Annotated in this window: 18 protein-coding genes; 10 read left to right on the forward strand and 8 right to left on the reverse strand. The window is 69.1% G+C overall.

Annotation, left to right across the window (positions count from 1 at the left end):
* Window positions 1-186: 186 nt before the first annotated feature.
* Complete coding sequence (locus C7444_RS19530; protein ID WP_110402555.1) at window positions 187-549, forward strand: phage holin family protein; 363 nt, start codon at window positions 187-189, stop codon at window positions 547-549.
* Window positions 550-579: 30 nt separating this feature from the next.
* Here C7444_RS19530 and C7444_RS19535 read toward each other — a convergent pair whose 3' ends face one another.
* Window positions 580-2,172 carry a M48 family metalloprotease gene (locus C7444_RS19535; RefSeq protein WP_110402536.1) on the reverse strand — a complete coding sequence of 531 codons (1,593 nt, stop codon included), beginning with the start codon at window positions 2,170-2,172 and terminating at the stop codon, window positions 580-582.
* A gap of 105 nt (window positions 2,173-2,277) precedes the next feature.
* Between C7444_RS19535 and moaC the strand changes: the two genes are divergently transcribed.
* Window positions 2,278-2,760 (forward strand): cyclic pyranopterin monophosphate synthase MoaC, encoded by a 483-nt coding sequence (gene moaC, locus C7444_RS19540; protein ID WP_110402537.1) that lies wholly within the window; start codon window positions 2,278-2,280, stop codon window positions 2,758-2,760.
* Between the two features lie 22 nt (window positions 2,761-2,782).
* On the opposite strand, the gene C7444_RS19545 is transcribed toward moaC, so the two are convergent.
* Complete coding sequence (locus C7444_RS19545; RefSeq protein ID WP_146219455.1) at window positions 2,783-4,603, reverse strand: PglL family O-oligosaccharyltransferase; 1,821 nt, start codon at window positions 4,601-4,603, stop codon at window positions 2,783-2,785.
* A gap of 166 nt (window positions 4,604-4,769) precedes the next feature.
* On the opposite strand from C7444_RS19545, the gene C7444_RS20355 reads away from it, so the two are divergent.
* The 4 genes from C7444_RS20355 to C7444_RS20825 all read left to right on the forward strand — a co-directional run bounded on the left by C7444_RS20355 (window position 4,770) and on the right by C7444_RS20825 (window position 9,352).
* A complete protein-coding gene (locus C7444_RS20355; protein WP_170130815.1) occupies window positions 4,770-5,126 on the forward strand; it encodes a hypothetical protein in 357 nt (118 codons plus the stop codon).
* An 8-nt stretch (window positions 5,127-5,134) separates the two neighbouring features.
* Window positions 5,135-7,021, forward strand: a complete 1,887-nt coding sequence (locus C7444_RS19550; RefSeq protein WP_170130816.1) for a tetratricopeptide repeat protein — start codon at window positions 5,135-5,137, stop codon at window positions 7,019-7,021.
* Window positions 7,018-8,802 carry a tetratricopeptide repeat protein gene (locus C7444_RS19555; RefSeq protein WP_110402540.1) on the forward strand — a complete coding sequence of 595 codons (1,785 nt, stop codon included), beginning with the start codon at window positions 7,018-7,020 and terminating at the stop codon, window positions 8,800-8,802. Before C7444_RS19550 ends, C7444_RS19555 begins: the two co-directional genes overlap by 4 nt.
* Window positions 8,803-8,935: 133 nt before the next feature.
* On the forward strand, window positions 8,936-9,352 hold the full coding sequence (locus C7444_RS20825; RefSeq protein ID WP_110402541.1) for a pilin: 417 nt from the start codon (window positions 8,936-8,938) through the stop codon (window positions 9,350-9,352).
* A gap of 84 nt (window positions 9,353-9,436) precedes the next feature.
* On the opposite strand, the gene C7444_RS20430 is transcribed toward C7444_RS20825, so the two are convergent.
* The 6 genes from C7444_RS20430 to C7444_RS19590 all read right to left on the reverse strand — a co-directional run bounded on the left by C7444_RS20430 (window position 9,437) and on the right by C7444_RS19590 (window position 15,282).
* The gene (locus C7444_RS20430; protein ID WP_211317610.1) at window positions 9,437-11,107 is read right to left on the reverse strand and encodes a class I SAM-dependent methyltransferase; all 1,671 of its coding nucleotides are present in this window, start codon (window positions 11,105-11,107) and stop codon (window positions 9,437-9,439) included.
* A 10-nt stretch (window positions 11,108-11,117) separates the two neighbouring features.
* On the reverse strand, window positions 11,118-11,795 hold the full coding sequence (locus tag C7444_RS19570; protein WP_110402542.1) for a glycosyltransferase: 678 nt from the start codon (window positions 11,793-11,795) through the stop codon (window positions 11,118-11,120).
* 147 nt (window positions 11,796-11,942) lie between these two features.
* Window positions 11,943-13,586 carry a chaperonin GroEL gene (gene groL / locus C7444_RS19575; RefSeq protein WP_110402543.1) on the reverse strand — a complete coding sequence of 548 codons (1,644 nt, stop codon included), beginning with the start codon at window positions 13,584-13,586 and terminating at the stop codon, window positions 11,943-11,945.
* A 59-nt stretch (window positions 13,587-13,645) separates the two neighbouring features.
* Window positions 13,646-13,936: a co-chaperone GroES gene (locus tag C7444_RS19580; RefSeq protein WP_110402544.1), complete on the reverse strand. Its 291-nt coding sequence runs from the start codon at window positions 13,934-13,936 to the stop codon at window positions 13,646-13,648.
* A 157-nt stretch (window positions 13,937-14,093) separates the two neighbouring features.
* Window positions 14,094-14,612 carry a glycine zipper 2TM domain-containing protein gene (locus C7444_RS19585; RefSeq protein WP_110402545.1) on the reverse strand — a complete coding sequence of 173 codons (519 nt, stop codon included), beginning with the start codon at window positions 14,610-14,612 and terminating at the stop codon, window positions 14,094-14,096.
* A gap of 112 nt (window positions 14,613-14,724) precedes the next feature.
* A complete protein-coding gene (locus C7444_RS19590; protein ID WP_110402546.1) occupies window positions 14,725-15,282 on the reverse strand; it encodes an HNH endonuclease in 558 nt (185 codons plus the stop codon).
* A 230-nt stretch (window positions 15,283-15,512) separates the two neighbouring features.
* On the opposite strand from C7444_RS19590, the gene C7444_RS19595 reads away from it, so the two are divergent.
* The 4 genes from C7444_RS19595 to C7444_RS19610 all read left to right on the forward strand — a co-directional run bounded on the left by C7444_RS19595 (window position 15,513) and on the right by C7444_RS19610 (window position 20,955).
* Window positions 15,513-16,175, forward strand: coding sequence for a TetR/AcrR family transcriptional regulator (locus C7444_RS19595; RefSeq protein ID WP_245909654.1), 663 nt, complete (start codon window positions 15,513-15,515; stop codon window positions 16,173-16,175).
* Window positions 16,176-16,254: 79 nt separating this feature from the next.
* Window positions 16,255-18,045 carry an acyl-CoA dehydrogenase C-terminal domain-containing protein gene (locus C7444_RS19600; RefSeq protein WP_110402548.1) on the forward strand — a complete coding sequence of 597 codons (1,791 nt, stop codon included), beginning with the start codon at window positions 16,255-16,257 and terminating at the stop codon, window positions 18,043-18,045.
* A gap of 32 nt (window positions 18,046-18,077) precedes the next feature.
* Window positions 18,078-18,524 (forward strand): DUF2147 domain-containing protein, encoded by a 447-nt coding sequence (locus C7444_RS19605; RefSeq protein ID WP_211317611.1) that lies wholly within the window; start codon window positions 18,078-18,080, stop codon window positions 18,522-18,524.
* Window positions 18,525-18,561: 37 nt separating this feature from the next.
* Window positions 18,562-20,955, forward strand: a complete 2,394-nt coding sequence (locus C7444_RS19610) for a 3-hydroxyacyl-CoA dehydrogenase/enoyl-CoA hydratase family protein (RefSeq protein WP_110402549.1) — start codon at window positions 18,562-18,564, stop codon at window positions 20,953-20,955.

Consider the following 20,955-nt stretch of genomic DNA (forward strand, 5'->3'; position numbering starts at 1 on the left):
TCAAGGGCCTGCTCTAAGCCCTGCCCTGCCGCCCGCTCGGCACGCTCCGGGCCCGCGGGCTCCAGGCCTCAAGCCGTCGCTCGCGACGGCTTTTTCGTTTCATGTTCCGTGCTGCAGGCTCGTGGTCCGCCACGCGTGTCCAGGTCGATCGGCGACAGCGGTGCGAGTATGCTTTCGCCCGCCATGATGAAACTCCTGACCCGCTGGTTCCTGCTTGCCGCCGCACTGCTGCTGATCGAACACGCCTACGACGGCCTGGTCGTCAGCAGCTTCACCGCCGCGCTGATCGCCGCCCTGGTGCTCGGCCTGCTCAACGCGGTGGTGCGCCCCATCCTCGTGCTGCTCACGCTGCCGGCGACCATCCTGACGCTGGGCCTGTTCCTGTTCGTGATCAACGCGGTGACCTTCTACCTGGCCGCCTCGATCATGTCGCAGATGAGCGTGAGCGGCTTCGGCTCCGCGCTGGTGGGATCGATGCTCTACAGCGCCTGCTCGGTGATCATCGACCTGGCGCTGGAGCGGCTGTTCCCGCGGCGGCAGGTGCACTGAAACCCCCGGATCGCCCCGGGACCACGGGCCTCACGGCGCACGATCCCCGTTGCGCTCCTCATTCATCTCCTCGCGGCGGAGCTGCTCGACCCGCTTGAGCCGGGTATCGATGACGGCAGCCTCGAGGCTGTCGATCGTGCGGGTGCTGCGCGCCAGTTGCTGACCCGCCCGCAGGCGGTCGAGCGCCCCCCGGGTATTGCCCTGGGCCAGCTGGACCTCGGCCTGGGCACGCAGGGCGGCCAGCGGCTGGCCCTGGCGTTCGCGGGCCTGGGCCAGCTGGGTCCAGGCCGTGCTGTCGTCCGCGTGCTGGGCCACCCAGGCCTGCAGGGTCTCGGCACAAGGCTGCAGCCCCGCCTGCGGACCGGAACCGGCCAGGGCCACCGAGCACGACAGCAGCATGCCCGCGCGTGAGGCATCCGGCTCGGCCGTCTCCAGCAGCCGCCCGGCCTCCACCGCCTGGCCCCGCGCCAGCAGGGACTCGACCTGCAGGATGCGCACCGCCCGCCGGGCCCCGGGGTACGGGGCCGCCAGCGTGCGGGCCCGGGCCAGCGCGCTGTCCTCGGTGGCACGATCCTTCAGGCGACGAGCGGCCAGCGAGGCCGCGTAGGCCTCGGCCAGCGCCGCCGGGCTGGCCGAGATCCCTTCACGCCCGCCGGCTTCGGCCGCGCCCTGCCGGTTGACCAGCCGGCGCAGGGACTCGGTGCGCGTGTCCATCAGCGCACGGACCCGCCCCTGCATGGCCGCATGCAACCAGGCGGCGGCCCCCGGGGGTTCGGCCACCGGCAAGGCGCCGATGCCCAGGCGCGAGCGGGCCTCGGCGATGCGTTCGGTCGTCAGCGGGTGGGAGCGCAGGTAGGGATACTGGTTGTTGTCCATCAGGCGCGAGGCCTGCTGCAGGTGGTCGAACATGTGGGCCATGCCGCCCGGATCAAAACCGGCACCGCTCAGCACCGAAAAGCCGATCCGGTCGGCCTCGCGCTCCATGTCGCGGGAGAAGTTCAGCTGTCCCTGCATCGCGACGGCCTGACCGCCCGTCAGGATGGCGTTGGCGGCATCCGGACTGCGGGAGGCCGCCAGCACCCCCAGCAGCAGCGAGGCCAGGCTGAGCATCGACTGGCGCCGCTGCGTGGCCATCGAGCGGGCGATGTGGCGCTGCGTCACGTGCGACAGCTCGTGCGCCAGCACCGAGGCCAGCTCGTCGGACGAGCCGGTCACGGAGATCAGCCCCAGGTGCACGCCGATGTAGCCACCCGGCAGCGCGAACGCGTTGACCGTGCGGTCACGCACCAGGAAGGCCTTCCAGGCGTAGTGCTGGTCCAGCTCGTCGGTGAGGTCACCGCGCTGGCGGGCGGCAGCCAGCAGTGGCTGCCAGAGGCTGTCCAGGTACTCCTGCAGCAGCGGATCGTCGACGACGTCCGGATCGGGCAGGATCTGGCTCATGATGCGATCGCCCAGGCGCCGCTCGTCGGCCACGCTCAGGTCCTCCGAGGTCGCGTCCCCCAGCGCCGGCAGCGCCTGACGGTCACCCGGCGCCGCCCGTCCGAGGCCCGGCGCCAGCGGCAGGCCGGCCATCAGCGCCGCCAGCAGCACCGTCTTGAACCCGTTCTTGATGGTCACGCTCATCCTTCTCGATGGGAGCTGGCGCCCCCGTGCGACATCGACCGGCACATCATGCCCCGACAATGTCTCTCCTCTGTCAACGCAGGCGGACCCGCCGGAAAGACCTCGATGAACCAGCCGCTCACCCACTTCGACGCCCAGGGCCAGGCCCACATGGTGGACGTCGGCAGCAAGGACATCACCCACCGGGTGGCCGTGGCCAGCGGACACATCCGCATGCAGCCGGCCACCCTGGCGCTGATCACCTCGGGCACCGCCAAGAAGGGCGACGTGCTCGGCATCGCCCGCATCGCCGCGATCCAGGGCGCCAAGCGCACGGCCGACCTGGTCCCGCTGTGCCACCCCCTTCCGATCACCCGGGTGGCGGTCGAGTTCCATGTCGACGAGGCCGGCAGCACCGTGCAGGTCGTGGCCACCGTCGAGACGGTGGGCCGCACCGGCGTCGAGATGGAGGCCCTGACCGCCGTGCAGGTCGGCCTGCTGACGATCTATGACATGTGCAAGGCCGCCGACCGCGGCATGGTGATGGGCGAGATCCGGGTGCTGGAGAAACACGGGGGCAAGTCGGGCGACTGGAGCGTCACGCGCTGACCCCCGACACCGCTGCACCCGCTCAGCGACTGCCCGCCGCCGCAGCGGCGGGCCAGAGCGCCGCCGCCGGCAGCGCCGGATCCGGACCGCACTGGAACGGCCGGGGCTCGAGCGCCGGATCGTCGCAGGGCTCGAAGAACGCCCGGGCCGCCGGATTGCGGAACTCCCGCAGGCGCGCGGCGACATGCCGGGCCCGCTCCAGGTCCCCCCGGGCCGCCAGCGCCCGGGCGTAAGCCGTCATCAGCCGGGTGTCGAGCAGGTGGAACAGCGGCCGCTCGAACTGGTCGATCACCTGCTCGGGGTGCTCGGCCATCGTGACGCGGGCGTAGTCGGCGTGCTGGCCGAACAGCACGCTGCGCTGGGCGCGGCTGATGCGGTGCTCCAGCGACGTGCGGGCACCCCACTCCATCTGGGGCTCGAACACCACCGTCACGGTCCAGTACTGGTAGAGCGCCCACAGGCTGCCCACGATCACCGCCAGCCCGACCGCGGCCAGGACCGGCGGGGCCCGGTGCCCGGCGACGGGGCGCTCCGATGCCGGGGCCGCACCGTCACCCGCGGCCAGTCCGGCATACCAGCCGGCCAGCAGGGCCGTCGGCAGCAGGAAGTAGACGTACCACAGCGGGTACTCGAGCAGGCTGTGCACACTGACCACCACCAGCATGAACAGCGCGGTCCGTGCCCCCCGGGCGGCCGGCAGGTCGGCGCACACCAGCCCGCGACGGCCCTTCCACAGTGCCCAGCCAGCGCAGCCCAGCACCGCCACCGCCAGCGGCAGGCCCGACTCGACCGCCAGCTGCATCGGCAGGTTGTGCGAGTGGTCGAAGAAGGCGACCGGACGGTCCGGGAACGGCGTCATCGACCAGACGAAGTTGAATGCCCCGGCACCGACGCCGAACCAGGGGTGGGCAGCGATCATCGCCAGCGTGTTGGACCAGATCTTGCCGCGGGAGCTGCTGGCGTCGCCATGCAGCGTCTTGCGGATCTGGTCGTCGCCGTAGAAGGTGTCGCCGGTGTGGGCGCTCCACAGCTCCAGCCCCCACCAGCCCAGCGCGTACAGAGGCAGCATCGCCAGCATCAGCAGCCGCACGCGGCCCGGCAGCCGGCGGTCGATCGCGCCCCACAGCGCCAGCAGCAGCACCCCGACCGTGCCGGTGCGCGAGGCGGTCAGCACGACGCCGAAGACCAGCGCAGCCAGCAGCGTGCCCAGCAGCACGAGCGGCCAGCGGCGGCGCACCGCCAGCCAGATCGCCGCCGCACAGGCCCACATCAGCAAGGTCGACAGCTGGTTGGGCTGGCGCATGTTGCCGATGGCCCGCCCGGGCGTGGTCGGCCACGCGATCAGCAGGCCGTCGGCCAGCCTCGGCACGAACACCTGCACCAGGCCGACCAGCACGCTCAGCCCCCCCGCCACCAGCAGGGCCCACATCAGCGGCTCGACCAGCGAACGGTCGTCACCCGCCTGCGCCGCCAGCGCGCTGGTGGCCAGCAGCACCGCGGCGAGCAGCAGGCAGGCCAGCGGCACCAGCCGCTGGCCGAGGGGTGCCGGCGTCAGCACCTGGGCCAGGCTCAGCAGCCCGAGTCCCAGCAGCATCCACATCGCGGCACGCTGCGGCTGCCCCAGCCGGGCCAGGCCGCTGCGGGTGAAGCCGGCGACCGGGGTGGCCCCCGGGCTGCCGGCCAGCAGCAGCCAGGTGCCCATGCCCCAGGCGGCCAGCCACTGGTTGAAGAATGTCGAGACCGGCGAAGTGCTGGTCGCCAGCAGCATCGGCAGGGCCACGGCGATCAGCGCCAACCCCAGGTGAGCCGGGTGAGGGGTGGTCGGGCTGCGCAGGGAATTCACAGGTCGCTCCAGGTCCGGTGGACGGGCGACGATTGTCAATGATCACGCCACCCCCGCCGGCCGCCGCCGCCCGAAGCCGAAAATCGCGGGCGCCGTGCTATCTTCAAATCACCGTCGGCCGGCTGCCTGCCCGGCCCCTACCGCACGACCCCGCACTGCCGCCACCATGCCGCTCCCATTCTTCAAGAAGCTCTTCGCGAGCACCGAGATCAACACGCTGGCCGAATCGCTGGTCAACGAGCTGACGCGCCGCTACCCGCCGAGCATGGCCAGCGGCGAAGGCCGGCGCCTGTCGCCCCAGGCCGTGACCAACATCCTGGAGAGCGTGATCAACAAGGGCGTCAGCAAGAGCCGCGAATGGAACCTGGGCCTGTTCGGCAAGGCCCGGCTCGGCAACGCGTTCCGCTGGGCGCTGACCGACAAGGGCTACCCGGAGAAGTTCGTCGAGACGGCCACCGAAGCGCTGGTGATCTACGTCACCCGCCAGGGCGACCGCAAATCCGCCGCCTCCGGCAAGGCCTGAACCGCGGCATGCTCAAGGCCCTGTTCAAGGAAATGGGGCGCAGCCTGCGGCGCGCCTCGCCCTCCCCGTCCGACGATCCGGCGCTGCGCCACGACGAACGCATCGGCCAGTTCCGCGACGGTGACCTCATCCGGCGCGAGGCGCTGATCACCGAGCTGCAGGCCCTGCTGCAGTCCGGCCCGGACGATGCCGTCGGCCAGACGCTGCTGGGCGACTGGCTGCTGCAGCTGGGGCGGGCCGAACCGGCGGAGGTCGCCTACCGGCGGGCACTGCAGCTGCAGGCCCTGTCGGCCCGGGCCCAGGAAGGCCTGGGGCTGGCACTGCTGCGCCTGCGGCGCCTCGAGGAGGCCTACCTGCATCTGGAGACCGCCCACCGCATCGAGCCGATGAACGCCGAGGTGCTGACGCACTGGGGGCTCGTCGACCTGGAGATGGACAACCTGCCCCAGGCCGCCTCCAAGTTCCAGCGCGCCACCGAGCGCGATGCGAACAACCCCCACGCCTGGCACAACCTCGGCCTGGTCGCGCTGAAGCAGGGGCGTGTCGACACCGCCATCGAGCTGATCCGGCGGGCGCTCGTGCTGCGCCCGGACCACGGGCTCGCGCAGAGCAACCTCGCGATGGCCCTGCGGCGGGCCGAGCGGCTCGACGAGGCGCTGGCCGCCGCCCTGGAGGCCACCCGCCACAAGGCCGGCAGCGCGCGGGTGTGGGTCGTGCTCGCCGACATCCAGATGAACCTGGGCGAGTTCGAGGCGGCCGAAGCCACCCTCGCCCATGCGCTGAGCCTGGACGCCCGCCATGTCGGCACCCATGTCGCGCGCGGCAAGCTGCTGGCCGCCACCGACCGCTGCGCCGAGGCCGAACAGGCCTTCGAGACCGCCCTGCGGATCCAGCCCGACCACGCCGATGCGCAGGGCGGCCTGGGTGAGGTTCACCTGCTGCAGCAGCGCTGGGCCAGCGGCTGGGACCTGTACGAGGCCCGCCGCCGGGTCGAGAACAGCCCGGTGCGCCGCTACCCCGAGCTCGAGTGGCGCGGCCGCGACGAGCCGGCCGGCCTGCAGGTGCTGGTGCACGCCGAGCAGGGCATGGGCGACATCATCCTGTTCGCCTCCTGCCTGCCCGACCTGATGGCGCAGGGTGCCCGGTGCGTGCTCGAGGTGCGACCCCGCCTGCAGGCCCTGATGGCCCGCTCCTTTCCCGAGGTCACCGTGGTCGGCCGCAGCGCCAACTGCGACCTGAACGACTGGCCTGCCGGCCTGCCGGCCTTCGACCGCCAGCTGCCGATCGGCAGCCTGCCGCGCTGGTTCCGGCGCCAGGCCGCCGACTTCCCCGCGCGCCCGGCCTATCTGAAGGCCGATCCGGAGCGCATCGGCCACTGGCACGCCCAGCTGGTCACCGGGGCGCGGCGCCGGATCGGCATCGCCTGGCGTGGTGGCGTGGCCTCCACCGCCCGCCACCAGCGCTCGCTGCAGCTGGCCGAGCTCGCCCTGGCGCTGCACGACGACGACGTGCAGCTGGTCTGCCTGCAGTACGGCGACGTCGACGCCGAGCTCGCCTGGCTGGCCGAGCAGCACGGCATCACCGTGCACCCCGGCCTGTCCGGACTGGGCGAGATCGACGACATGGCCGCGCTGACGGTGGCCTGCGACGCGATCGTCACCGTCTGCTCGACCCAGGCCCACCTCACCGGCGCGCTGGGCCGGCCCGGGCTGGTGCTGGTGCCGAGCAATCCGAGCTGGCGCTACCTCGCCAGCGGTGAGCAGACCCCCTGGTACCCCAGCCTGCAGCTGGTGCGGCAGGGGCGGGCCGGTGACTGGGCGCCGGTGCTCGGCACGCTGCGCTCGCGCCTGCGCGCCCTGACGGCCCCCGCCGCAGCCCGCGGGGTGGCGGCATGAGGTTCTGGAAGTTCGGCAAGACCGCCACCAGCGCACCGGCCGAGCCCGCGCCGGCGCCCGCCACCACGGCCCGGGTGCTGGCCATCGAAGAAAGCATCGACCGGCAGGATCTGCCCCACGCTCGCCTGCTGCTGGACCAGGCCCGAGCCGCCGGCCTCGAGGCGCCCGAGCTGACCCTGGTCGAGGCCCAGCTGTGCCGGCTGGAAGGCGACACCACGACCGCGCTGCGCCTGTGCGACGACCTGCTGACCACCGCGCCCGACCCCGGCCGGGTGCAGTACGAGATCGCGGAGTGCCTGCTGGCCCGATCGGACCTGCCCGGCGCGCTCGAGAGCCTCGATGTCGCGGTCGCGCTGTCCCCCGGCCTGGGCGCGGCCTGGTTCAAGCTCGGCGAGACGCTGATGCGGCTGGATCGCTTCACTGAAGCACTGGAGCCACTGGAGCGTGCGGACCAGCTCGCACGCACGGACAAATTGAAGATCCTGACCCGCTACCGCCAGGGGCAGTGCCTGCTGGCACTCGATCAGGTCCAGCCGGCCCGCCTGGCCTTCGAGGCCACGCTGGCCCTCGCCCCCGATCACCTCGAGGCACGGATCCACCTGGGCCACTGCCATCTGCGGCTCGACGACGAGCCGGCCGCGCTGGCCTGCTACGAGCAGGCGGTCGCCAGGCAGGCCGACCCGGGCCACATCCTGCGGCTCAACCTCGGCAGCGCCTACCAGAACTGCGGGCGCTACGCCGAGGCCCGGGCCCTCTTCGAGCAGCTGCAGCGGCAGCGCCCGAACGACCACCAGGTGCGCTGGTACCTGTGCCAGCTCGACCTGCTCGAGGGACGCTGGGCCGCCGGCTGGGCGCACTACCGGGCCCGTTTTGCCGCCGGTGCCTCACGGTTCCGGCCGATGCCCTACCGGCTCTGGGACGGCCGCACGATCCCGGACCAGACGCTGCTGGTGCTGGCCGACCAGGGCCTGGGCGACGAGATCATGTATGCCTCCTGCTTCGACGACCTGAGGCGCCGAGCCGGGCGGGTGATCATCGAATGTGAGCCCCGGCTGCTGGCGCTCTTCCAGCGCTCCTTCCCGGACCTGACCTTCCTCGCCACCGAGCGGGAGAACTCGCCCGCCTGGCTGGCCGGCCTGCCCGCGCCCGACTGGCAGATCCCCTCCGGCGACCTGCCCGGCCTGTTCCGGCTGGCGGACGACGACTTTCCCGATCGCCCCGCCTACCTGCAGGCCGACCCGCAGCAGGTCGCCGCCTGGCGGCAACGCCTGAGCGACACGCTCGGCCCCGGACTCAAGGTCGGCATCTCCTGGCGTGGCGGCACGGAGCGCACCCGCTCCCGGGCCCGCAGCCTGGCACCGGAGCAGTGGGCGCCGATCCTGCAGGTCCCGGGCGTGCAGTTCGTCAACCTGCAGTACGGCGACTACCACGCCGACCTCGCCCGCCTGCGCGCCCTCGGTCACGCCCCCATCCACGACTTCCCCGACGCGATCGCCGACTACGACCAGACCGCCGCGCTGGTCGGCGCGCTCGACCTGGTGGTCACGGTCTGCACCGCCATCGTCCACCTCGGCGGGGCCCTGGGTCGCCCGGTCTGGATCCTGACCCCCCATGCCCCCGGCTGGCGCTACACCGCCCACGCCCGCTCGATGGCCTGGTACCCCAGTTCACGCCTGTTTCGTCAACCGGCCTGGGGCGAGTGGACCCCGGCCTGCCAAGAATTGACAGTCGCCCTGGCCCAGCTGACAAAAAATGTCAGCCCAGCCCTCGCCGCGATGTGACGAAATACCGCCAGCCCGTCCAGAACGGCCAGATTCCTCCGGAAAAACACGGATCCGAGGCGGGCACACAGCTTGCGCTGCTGGAGCAGGCGGTCGGACGGTCCGGGCGCAGCAAGTGGCGGAGGAATTTCCCATGAAGAGCATTCAGAGAGGCTTCACTCTCATCGAACTGATGATCGTCGTCGCGATCATCGGCATCCTGGCCGCGGTCGCCCTGCCGGCCTACCGTGACTACACCCTGCGCGCCAAGGTGTCCGAGCTGCTGCTGGCGGCCAGCTCGACCCGCACGGCCGTGACGGAGAACTCGCAGAACGCGGGCGCCATCAACGTCTCCGGGATCACCGCTCCGGCTGCAGCCGGCAAGATCGCTACGGCGAGCATCACAACAGCTTCAGGTCTGATCACCATTGGCGGTGTCGCCAGCGAGTTTGGCGGAACTGCTGCGTCAGTTGTTCTTGCACCGAGCTGGAACAGCAATGCAGCAACTGTGGTCTGGTCCTGCAGCGTGAGCCCGGAAAACTTGTCGCCGTCGTCCTGCCGCCAGGACTGACACGACCGGCGACGACCATCCATCCGGTCGTTGACAGAAAGCCCCAGCTTCTGGGGCTTTTTTACGCCTGCTGCAATCACGCAGTCACGGCTTGACCCCGACCAAGCGCATGTCCCGCGGCTCTCTCAGCTTGTACTGTGCAGGCTCCTGCCGAATGTGTACAAGACCGATTTCAGCCATCAACACGGACAGGCTGTGTGGTGTGTATCCCCATCGATGGATCATGAGTGGATCCTGCCAGGCGGGATCACCATAAAAGACCCACATCGAGCGCTGTCCCGCCTGATCCGCCCGGGCGCCTTCCACCGGATTGTCCAGCAGGGCCTGGCAGGCGCTCAGCAGATTAGGACACTCCAGGACCATCAAGCCACCCGGTTTGAGCACACGAAACCATTCACGCAGGATGTCGGCGACTTCCCAACGCCAGAAATGCTCCACCACGTGGATTGCCATCACCTCATCCACAGCCCCGTCAGCAAAAGGATGCAAGCGCCTCAGGTCACACAGCACATCCGGCTTTTTGCCAGAACGTGATTCAACGATGTCGACGTTGACGTAGCCGGAAATGATCTTGTCGCCGCAACCCAGATTCAATCTGACGGCAGATGATTCAGTGGATCCACCGGTTGGATGCCGTGGCCGATGGGCGACCTCCCGGCACGCTCGCACCCAACTCTGCGCGACCGGATAGAGCCCACAAAGCTGCTGGACCAGGACTTGTCCTGACTTGATCCTCGCCATCGTCCCGTCCGGATCACTGATCACGCTGCGGACCGCGCTGACGGGATCGTCGGTCAGAACCGCACAGTGGCCGAAGGGCTGGTAAGAGCCCAATGGAGAGGCGATGACCTGCCGCCCTGCGTGCAGCGCATCCGTCACGCGATTCGCCGTCTTGACTGATTTCCGGGCATCGTGAACATCTGCGGGAACGAGCACGATGTCGCTCTCGGCCACGGCAGCCCACTGCGCATCCTCGGACCAAGGCTGAAAATTCAGCAGTGCATCGGGACCGTGCTGCAGGTTGTACTGCTCGACATGGCGCTCAATCGCCGTGGAAGCACGCGTCAAAATCCTGATCGAGAATGGCTGGCTCGTGCTCAAAGGCAGGAGTTTTTCAGTCCACTGACGCATCGCATCCCAGTTGCTCTGGTGCCCATACCAGACCATTTTCAATCGAGCAGGCGGACCACTGCGCAACGCCAGCCGACCCAGCCACGGCCGGGCCGACTTGGTGCCATCAAAAACCTTGGGCAGCCCCAAGGGCGAAGCCAAAGGATCACCGATGACGACCACCGGTACCTGGGTATGGGTGCGCAGCGCCTGCGCCATGGCCTCGGACCCGGCGACACAGAGGTCGACGGACCGAGCCAGGTTCGTCCAATAGTCACCGATGTCAGGCCGTGAAAAGTGGTCATCATTGAAATCGGCAATCACCTTGACGCCATTCGCGACCGCGTTTTTCACGGCACCCAGGACCGCACTGGAAATCTTCTGGAAATATCCGGGATCAGCAGCCGGCCAGATCTTTCCGATGATGAGAACATCGGGCTTGTCCGTACCGGCAACCCACGGTGGCCGTTGAGCCGACACCAACTCCACCTGGTGCCCCAGGTCGATCAACGTCTGCGCGGGAAAGATCACCCGGTAACGATTCGATGCCAGTGATGACCGGTAACCTTCCTGGGCATTGCCTTCGATGCCGTCCACCAGCCACTGGATCTTCAAGGAGCCAGGATGCTGGACGTCGATGTCCATGGCCTGACGATCAACCACGCTGATCCACCCTCAGCATCGCCTCCCGCTCGGCGAACCACGCTTCGGCGTATTCGCAGTCGGCGTACTCGTGGAAGTAGGGGCCGCCGATGGTGAAGTGCACGTTGTTCATGCCGGGGCGGGGTTCGTCGTAGCCGACCAGGTGGTTCCAGCTGGCGGGCAAGGCGCCGATCTGGGTGTCGTCGTCCAGCCACTTGAACTGGTGCAGCTCCAGCCCGCTGGCGGTGTTGACGTAGTCGGGCGTCAGCGCCCGGCAGCGGGCGTTGTTGAAGAGCATGACGCTCGACCAGTTCTTCTTGCCGTAGGCCGTCTGCGGAGCGTCGAGGAACTTGGTCTTCTCGGCGGGACGGTGGTCGTGCTGCACGCACATGACCGCATGGCGATCGTCACGCAGCGCCCACAGCCGGGCGATGTCGTCGAGCATCAGCATGTCGCAGTCCATGAACAGCGACCAGCCCTCGTAGCCGCTGAGGTGGGGCACCAGGAAACGCGAGAACGAGAAGTCGGTGGACTGCAGCGCATTGCGCTCGCGCCACATCAGCCCGCCAAGCGAGCCGAGCGCCAGCGGCACCAGCGCCACGGGCTCGCTGGCACGCGCCATGATGCTGTGCGAGAGCACATGCCACGGGGCGGTTTCGCGGGGGTCGAAACCGATGAAGACTCGGATCATGGTGAAGGCGGGAGGAGGCTGACGGATTTTCACTTTATCAGCCACCCTCCCCCCATCCACGGGAAGATCCGTGCAACAGCCAACAAAAAAGGGCCGCATCGCTGCGGCCCTTTCATCGCTTGAGCGGGAAGGCTCAGGCAGCGGACATCACATGTCCATGCCCATGCCGCCCATGCCACCCATGCCGCCGCCCGGCATGGCCGGAGCGTCTTCCTTGGGGGCCTCGGCGACCATGCACTCGGTGGTCAGCATCAGGCTGGACACCGAAGCGGCGTTCTGCAGAGCGGTACGGGTCACCTTGGTCGGATCCAGGATGCCCATCTCGATCATGTCGCCGTAGGTGTCGTTGGCGGCGTTGAAGCCGTGGTTGCCCGAACCGGCCAGGATCGCGTTCACGACCACGCTCGGCTCGCCACCGGCGTTGGCTACGATCTCGCGCAGCGGGGCTTCGATCGCCTTCAGGACCAGCTTGATGCCGGCGTCCTGGTCAGCGTTGTCGCCCTTGATGGCGCCAGCAGCCTGACGGGCACGCAGCAGTGCCACGCCGCCGCCAGCCACGATGCCTTCTTCGACGGCCGCACGGGTGGCGTGCAGCGCGTCTTCCACGCGGGCCTTCTTTTCCTTCATCTCGACTTCGGTCGCGGCGCCGACCTTGATCACGGCCACACCGCCAGCCAGCTTGGCCACGCGCTCTTGCAGCTTTTCACGGTCGTAGTCGCTGGTCGCTTCTTCGATCTGGATGCGGACCTGCTTGACGCGGGCTTCGATGTCGGCAGCCGAACCCGCACCGTCGATGATGGTGGTGTTTTCCTTGCCCACTTCGACGCGCTGGGCCTGGCCCAGGTCGGCCAGCGTGACCTTCTCGAGCGTCATGCCGACTTCTTCGGCGATGACCTTGCCGCCCGTCAGGATGGCGATGTCTTCCAGCATGGCCTTGCGGCGGTCGCCGAAGCCCGGGGCCTTGACGGCCACGACCTTCAGGATGCCGCGGATGGTGTTGACCACCAGGGTCGCCAGCGCTTCGCCATCGACGTCTTCGGCGATGATCAGCAGCGGACGGCCGGCCTTGGCGACCTGCTCCAGCGTGGGCAGCAGGTCACGGATGTTGGACACCTTCTTGTCGTACAGCAGCACGAACGGGTTGTCCAGCAGGGCCGACTGCTTTTCCTGGTTGTTGATGAAGTACGGCGACAGGTAGCCGCGGTCGAACTGCATGCCTTCGACGACGTCGAGTTCGCTGTCCAGCGACTTGCCGTCCTCGACGGTGATCACGCCTTCCTTGCCGACCTTGTCCATCGCGTCAGCGATGATCTTGCCGATGGTCTCGTCGCTGTTGGCCGAGATGGAGCCGACTTGCGCGATTTCCTTGGAGGTCGTGGTGGCCTTCGAAGCCTTCTTCAGCTCGGCGACCAGGGCGGCGACCGCCTTGTCGATGCCGCGCTTCAGGTCCATCGGGTTCATGCCGGCGGCCACGTACTTCATGCCTTCGCGCACGATGGCCTGGGCCAGCACGGTGGCGGTGGTGGTGCCGTCACCAGCGATGTCGGAGGTCTTGGAAGCGACTTCCTTGACCATCTGCGCGCCCATGTTCTGAAGCTTGTCCTTCAGTTCGATTTCCTTGGCCACGGACACGCCGTCCTTGGTCACGGTCGGGGCGCCGAACGAGCGCTCGAGCACGACGTTGCGACCCTTGGGGCCCAGGGTGACCTTGACCGCGTTGGCCAGGATGTTCACGCCTTCGACCATGCGGTGACGGGCGTCGGAACCGAAGATAACGTCTTTAGCTGCCATGTATGACTCCAGATTCTGTTGAAAGGGGGCGTTGCGGGACCGGAAGGCTCTTGCGAGTCTTACTTCTGGACCACGGCGAAGAGGTCCTCTTCGCGCATCACGAGCAGTTCTTCGCCATCGACCTTGACGGTCTGGCCGCTGTACTTGCCGAACAGCACGCGGTCGCCCACAGCCACGTTCAGGGCCACGAAGTCGCCCTTGTCATTGCGCTTGCCCGGGCCGACAGCCAGGATCTCGCCTTGGTCAGGCTTCTCGGCGGCGTTGTCGGGGATGATGATGCCCAGAGCGGTCTTGGTTTCTTGTTCCAGGCGCTTGACGATCACGCGATCGTGCAGAGGACGAAGTTTCATTGCATCTCCTAGGGGACAAAGCAGGTGTTTGGATCACTAGCACTCACTGGCTGCGAGTGCTAACGCTCTCAGATTATAGGAACGCCCCCTCAGCTTTCAAGAGGGCACACCTGCAGAAAAGAAGGGAATCTTCGCCGGCGCCCCGTCAGGGCATCGCTCAGCGGGGCGTGGCGCTGACGACCGGGGCCTTCATCACGCGGGTGCGGCCCCCGCTGTTGACCAGCAGCACGGCGTCGCCGGGCTGCAGCTCTTCCTTGCCCTTGGCCTGCACGATGGCACGGCGCTCGCCGGTCGACAGCTGGATCAGGATCTCGACCGCCTCCTCGCGCGTGCCGGCACGTTCGATGACGTTGCCGATCACCGCGCCGGCGACGGCACCGACCACGGCGGCGGCCTGGCTCTCGCGGCGACCGCCCAGGCCCCCCCCGGCGATGCCACCCACGACCCCGCCGGCCACGCCACCCACGCCACTCTGCGAGCCGTCGACCACGACCGGGCGCACGTTGAGCACCACCGCGTCCTGCACGGTGGACAGGCGCTGCGCGTCCCCGGGCTGGATGACGTCGGGGCTGGTGGTGCTGCAGCCCGCGGCCAGCAGCGTCACCACCAGCAGGGCGGCAAGACGGGAGGACCAGCCACGGACGGCAACCGGAGAGCGGGGGACGGGATGGGGCATGGTGGGACTCATGTGAACGAGGTGACGATGAAGGAGGGACCTGAGCTGCAACGGGCCAGGCCCTCGCCCGGCCGACCGGCGGGCCGGCCGATCGCCGAGGCGGGCGACGGTCTCAGCCGTGCAACCGGCTGTGACGGGGCACGCTGGCCAGCAGGAACTCCATCTGGTCGGCGAGGATGCGGCGTCCGCGCAGGATCATGTCCTCGTGCAGGCTGGGGATGTAGGGCAGGTAAAAAAGCTCGATGCCGACCTCGTGCAGCAGCCGGTTGCCCTTGCGGCCGTTGCAGCCCCGGCAGGCGGTGATGCAGTTCATCCAGGAGTCGGCCCCGCCCCGCGAGGACGGCAGGATGTGCTCGCGGGTCAGGTCATCGGCCTCGAAGTGCCCGCCGCAATAGGCGCAGAGGTAACGGTCCCGCACGAACAGCTTGCCATTGGTCAGTGCCGGCACCTGCCGCCAGGCCCGCGACGGGACCGACCCGCGCACCGCGATGATCGGATGCAGCTCGATGCGCGACTGCATGCCGCTGACACGCTGGAAGCCACCGCGGAAGACGAGGAAAGGCTCCCCCAGCGTCCAGGCGACCGCGTCGCTGGCGTACAGCGTGGCCGCCTCCTTGGTCGAGATCCAAGCTTGCGGACGACCCGAGACATCGAGTTGCAGCACATCCATGGCATGCTCCTTGACCAAGCATAGAACATGCGCATGACAAGCGGCACGCCGGGGACAAGAAATCCAACTGAATCGCTGGCCGAGCCGCCCTGCGGGTGCAGAATCTGACTAGAGTTTCAAGTCTAGGGCTTTGAGCCCGGGCCCGGATTGCACAAGTGGCGGGATGGATGAGAATAGAACGATCGTTCGTGCTATTGCCAACCCACCGCTCCTTGACCCCCGAAACCACCGTGTCGACCTCCTCCGCCGATCTTCGCTCGAGCCGCACCGGCAGCGCCCGCACCGCCCAGAAGGGACAGCAGACGCGCGCCACCATCGTCGATGCGGCCCTGGGCCTCGCGTCCCAGAAGGGACTGGAAGGCCTGTCGATCGGCGCCATCGCCGACCTCACCGGCATGAGCAAGTCGGGCGTGTTCGCCCATTTCGGCTCCCGCGAGGAACTGCAGATCTCGGTGATCCGCGAGTACCACACCCGCTTCGAGGAAGAGGTGTTCTACCCGTCGATCCGGGAGCCGCGCGGCCTGCCCCGGCTCATCGCGATGTTCGGCCGCTGGGTCAAGCGGGTCAGCGTGGAGATCGACTCGGGCTGCATCTACATCAGCGGGGCCGTCGAGTTCGACGACCGGCCCGGCCCGGTGCGCGAGGCGCTGGCCGACATGGTGCACACCTGGCACACCGGGCTGCAGCGCTCCATCCTGCAGTCGCGTGATGAAGGCCACCTGCGCGCCGACACCGATCCGCGCCAGATGCTGTTCGAGCTGCACGGGCTGATCCTCGCCCTGCACCACGACGCCCGTTTCCTGCGCAACCCGGGCGCGCTCGAGCGCGCCGAGCGCGGCTTCATGAACGTGCTGGACCGCTACCGCACCCCGGCCCCCGCCGACACCCCGTGACGGCGGCGGCGCACCGGGTCCGACCGGTGCGCGCCGTCGCGCCTTTCCGCCAAGAACCAGCCCCGCTGAGGAGACAGACATGCCCCAGTACCGCCCGCCCCTGCGCGACATGCAGTTCGTGCTGCACGAACTGATCCGCGTCACCGACGCCTTCAAGGAGATGCCCGCCCATGCGGAGACCGACGTCGAGACGGTCAACGCGGTGCTCGAGGAGGCCGGCAAGTTCGCCGCCGAGGTCGTCTTCCCGCTCAACCAGGCGGGCGACCGGGCCGGCTGCACGCTCGACCCCGTGACCCACGAGGTGCGCACGCCGCCCGGCTACCGGGAGGCCTACCGGCAGTACGTCGACGGCGGCTGGGCCTCGCTGAGCTGCGACACCGCCCACGGCGGCCAGGGCCTGCCGCAGACCGTCAACCAGTGCCTCTACGAGATGCTCAACAGCGCCAGCCAGGCCTGGACGATGTATCCGGGCCTGTCGCACGGGGCCTACGAATGCCTGCACGCCCACGGCACGCCCGAGCAGAAGGCCACCTACCTGCCGCGGCTGACCAGCGGCGAGTGGACCGGCACGATGTGCCTGACCGAATCGCACTGCGGCACCGACCTGGGCCTGCTGCGCACGAAGGCCGAGCCGCTGCCCGACGGCAGCTGGCGGCTCACCGGCAACAAGATCTTCATCTCCGCCGGCGAGCACGACATGGCGGCCAACATCGTGCACCTGGTGCTGGCCCGCCTGCCGGACGCACCGGCCGGCTCCCGGGGCATCTCGCTGTTCGTCGTGCCCAAGTTCCGGGTCCGCGCCGACGGCTCGCTCGGCGAGCGCAACGCCATCCACTGCGGCGGGCTGGAGCACAAGATGGGCATCCACGGCAACGCGACCGCGCAGATGGTGCTCGACGGCGCCGTGGGCACGCTGGTCGGCGAGCCGCACAAGGGCCTGCAGGCGATGTTCGTGATGATGAACGCCGCACGGCTGGGCGTGGGCATGCAGTCGCTGGGGCTGACCGAGGTGGCCTACCAGAACGCGGTCGCCTATGCCCGGGAGCGCCAGCAGATGCGCAGCCTGACCGGCCCGAAGGCCCCGGAGCTGCCGGCCGATCCGATCCTCGTGCACCCCGACGTGCGCAAGATGCTGCTGACCGCACGCGCCTACGCCGAAGGGGGCCGGGCGCTGTGCGTGCACACCGCGCTGCTGCTCGACCAGGAACTGCACCACCCCGACGAGGACGTGCGCCGCGCGGCCGCCGACGAGGTCGCGCTGCTGACCCCGATCGTCAAGGCCTTCCTGACCGACAACGGCTGGATCGCCACCTCGCACTGCATGCAGGTCTTCGGCGGCCACGGCTACATCGCCGAATGGGGCATGGAGCAGTACGTGCGGGATGCCCGCATCAACATGATCTACGAGGGCACCAACACCATCCAGTCGCTGGACCTGCTGGGCCGCAAGGTGCTGGGCGACAACGGCAGGAAACTCAAGGCCTTCGGCCGCCGGATCACCGAGTTCGCCGAGGACGCCGGCGTGCGCGAGGACATGCAGGAGTTCATCAACCCGCTGGCCGACCTGGGCGACAAGGTCAGCAAGCTGACGCTGGAGCTGGGCATGAAGGGCATGGGCAGCGCCGACGAGGTCGGTGCGGCCGCGGTGGACTACCTGCGGGTGGTCGGCCACCTGGTGTTCGCCTACCTGTGGGCCCGCATGGCCATGGTCGCGCTCGACCGGCAGGCCGAAGGCGACGCCTTCTACACCGCCAAGCTGCACACCGCCCGCTTCTATTTCGCCAAGCTGCTGCCCGAGACGGCCGGCCTGATCCGCAGCGCCCGTGCCGGTGCCTCGCCGCTGATGGCGATGGACGCCACGCTGTTCTGAACCGATCTGAACCGATGGAGCCCCGACCCGCCATGAACGCCCCGCTGCTGAAGACCCTGGTCCCCGCCCTGCTGCTGGCCCTGGGTGGCGCCCCCGCCTGGGCGCAGACCTCGCCCGTCGGGCTGTGGAAGACGATCGACGACGAGACGAAGCAGGAAAAGTCGCTGGTGCGCATCCAGGAGCAGGCGGGCGTGCTGAGCGGGCGCATCGAGAAACTGCTCGACCCGGCCAGGGCCGACGCGGTCTGCAGCAAGTGCAGCGACGAGCGCAAGGACAAGCCCGTCGCCGGCATGACCATCCTCCGCGGCGTCAAGCCGGCCGGCGACGACTGGGAGGGCGGCGAGATCCTCGACCCCAACAACGGCAAGACCTACAAGGTGCGCCTGCGCCCGGCCGACGGCGGACGCCGGCTGGAAGTGCGGGGCTACATCGGCACCCCGCTGCTCGGTCGCACGCAGACCTGGCAGCGCGTCGAATGACCCGCTGACCCTTCAGAACCCTCAGGAGAGAGACACGATGAATCGATTCCATGTCCGCCAGGTCGCCGTGCTCGGCGCGGGCGTGATGGGGGCGCAGATCGCCGCCCATCTGGTCAATGTGAAGGTGCCGGTGGTGCTGTTCGACCTGCCGGCCCCGGAAGGCCCGAAGAACGCCATCGCGCTCAAGGCGATCGAGCACCTGAAGAAGCTCAAGCCCGCGCCGCTGGGCCTGGCCGCCGACGCGGCCCGCATCCGCGCGGCCAACTACGAGGACGACCTGGCGCTGCTGGGCCAGTGCGACCTCGTGATCGAGGCGATCGCCGAGCGCATGGACTGGAAACATGCGCTCTACGCGAAGATCGCGCCGCACCTCGCGCCACACGCGATCCTGGCCTCCAACACCTCGGGCCTGTCGATCACGCAGCTGTCCGAGGCACTGCCCGAGGACCTGAAACCGCGCTTCTGCGGCATCCACTTCTTCAACCCGCCGCGCTACATGGCCCTGGTGGAGCTGATCCCCACGCCGACGAGCGACACGCGGTCGCTCGACCAGCTCGAGACCTTCGTCACCAGCACGCTGGGCAAGAGCGTGGTGCGGGCGCGCGACACGCCCAACTTCATCGCCAACCGCGTGGGCATCGCCGGCATGCTGTCGGCCATCCACCAGGCCGAGCGCTTCGGGCTGGGCTGCGACGTCGTCGACGACCTGACGGGCAAGAAGCTCGGCCGGGCCAGCTCGGGCACCTTCCGCACCGCCGACGTGGTCGGCCTGGACACGATGGCGCACGTGATCCGCACGATGCAGGACACGCTCGGCCCCGACCGGGCGAACGACCCCTTCCACGCCAGCTTTGCCACGCCCGCCGTGCTGACGCGGCTGATCGAGCAGGGCGCGCTCGGCCAGAAGTCCGGCGCGGGCTTCTACAAGAAGGTCGGCAAGGACATCCTGCGGCTCGACCCGGCCCGGGGCGACTACGTGGCCGCGGGCGGCAAGGCCGATCCGATCATCGACCGCATCCTGAAGAAGCCGGCCGGCGAGCGCCTGAAGCTGCTGCGGGAATCGGGCAACCCGCAGGCGCAGTTCCTGTGGGCGCTGCTGCGCGACGGTTTCCACTACGCCGCGGTGCACCTGGGTGACATCGCCACCAGCGCCCGCGAGGTCGACTTCGCGATGCGCTGGGGCTTCGGCATGAAGCAGGGCCCGTTCGAGCTGTGGCAGGAAGCGGGCTGGCAGCAGGTCGCGCAGTGGGTGAAGGACGACATCGACGCCGGGCGCGCGCTGTGCAGCGCCCCGCTGCCGGACTGGGTCTTCGACGGCCGCACCGGCGTGCACACGCCCGAAGGCTCGTGGTCACCCGCCGCCAGCGCGCCGGTGCCACGCTCGACGCTGCCGGTCTACCAGCGCCAGCACTTCCCCGAGAGCCTGGTCGGCGACGGCTCGATCGACGCGCTGCGCAGCGGCACCGAGGTCTTCCGCAACGAGGACCTGCGCCTGTGGACGCTCGACGGCGAGGTGCTGATCGCCAGCATCACCTGCAAGCTGCACCTGATCAGCCCGGCCGTGACCGAAGGGCTGATGAAGGCGGTCGACCTGGCCGAGGCGTCCTATCAGGGCCTGGTGGTCTGGTCGCCCGACGACGTGTTCTCGGCCGGTGCCAACCTCGAGGCGCTGATGCCGGTGTTCATGAAACACGGCGCCAAGGGCATCGCCCCGGAAGAGAAGAAGCTGCAGGACCTGATGCTGCGCGTGCGCTACGCCAGCGTGCCGGTGATCGCGGCGCTGCGCGGCATCGCGCTGGGCGGGGGCTGCGAGTTCGCGGTGCACTGCGCGCAGCGGGTCGCGGCGATGGAGAGCTACGTCGGCCTGGTCGAGGTCGGCATCGGCGTGCTGCCGGGCGGCGGCGGGCTGACCTGGATCGCCCGGCGGGCGGCCGAGAAGGCCGCCTCGGCCCCCGGCACCGACCTGCTGGCCTTCCTGAAGGACGGGTTCCAGGCCGCCGCGATGGCCACGGTCGGCACCAGCGCGCTCGAGTCGCGCCAGCTGGGCTACCTGCTCGAGTCCGACGTGATCGTGCCGCACAAGGACGAGCTGCTGCACGTGGCGCTCGGCCAGGTCCGCGCGCTGGTGCAGGCCGGCTGGCGAGCGCCGGTGAAGGCGCCCTTCGCGGTCGCCGGACGCGACGCCATCGCCACCATCCAGGCCAGCCTGGTGGGCATGCGCGACGGCGGCTTCATCAGCGCGCACGACTTCCACATCGCCAGCCTGATCGCCCAGGTGGTCTGCGGCGGCGACGTCGACGCCGGCACCCTGGTGACCGAGGACTACCTGATGGCGATGGAGCGCCAGCGCTTCTGCGCCCTGCTGGACCACCCCAAGACCCAGGAACGCATCATGGGCATGCTGCAGACCGGCAAGCCGGTGCGCAACTGA

Source organism: Sphaerotilus hippei (assembly GCF_003201595.1).
GTDB lineage: Bacteria > Pseudomonadota > Gammaproteobacteria > Burkholderiales > Burkholderiaceae_C > Sphaerotilus > Sphaerotilus hippei.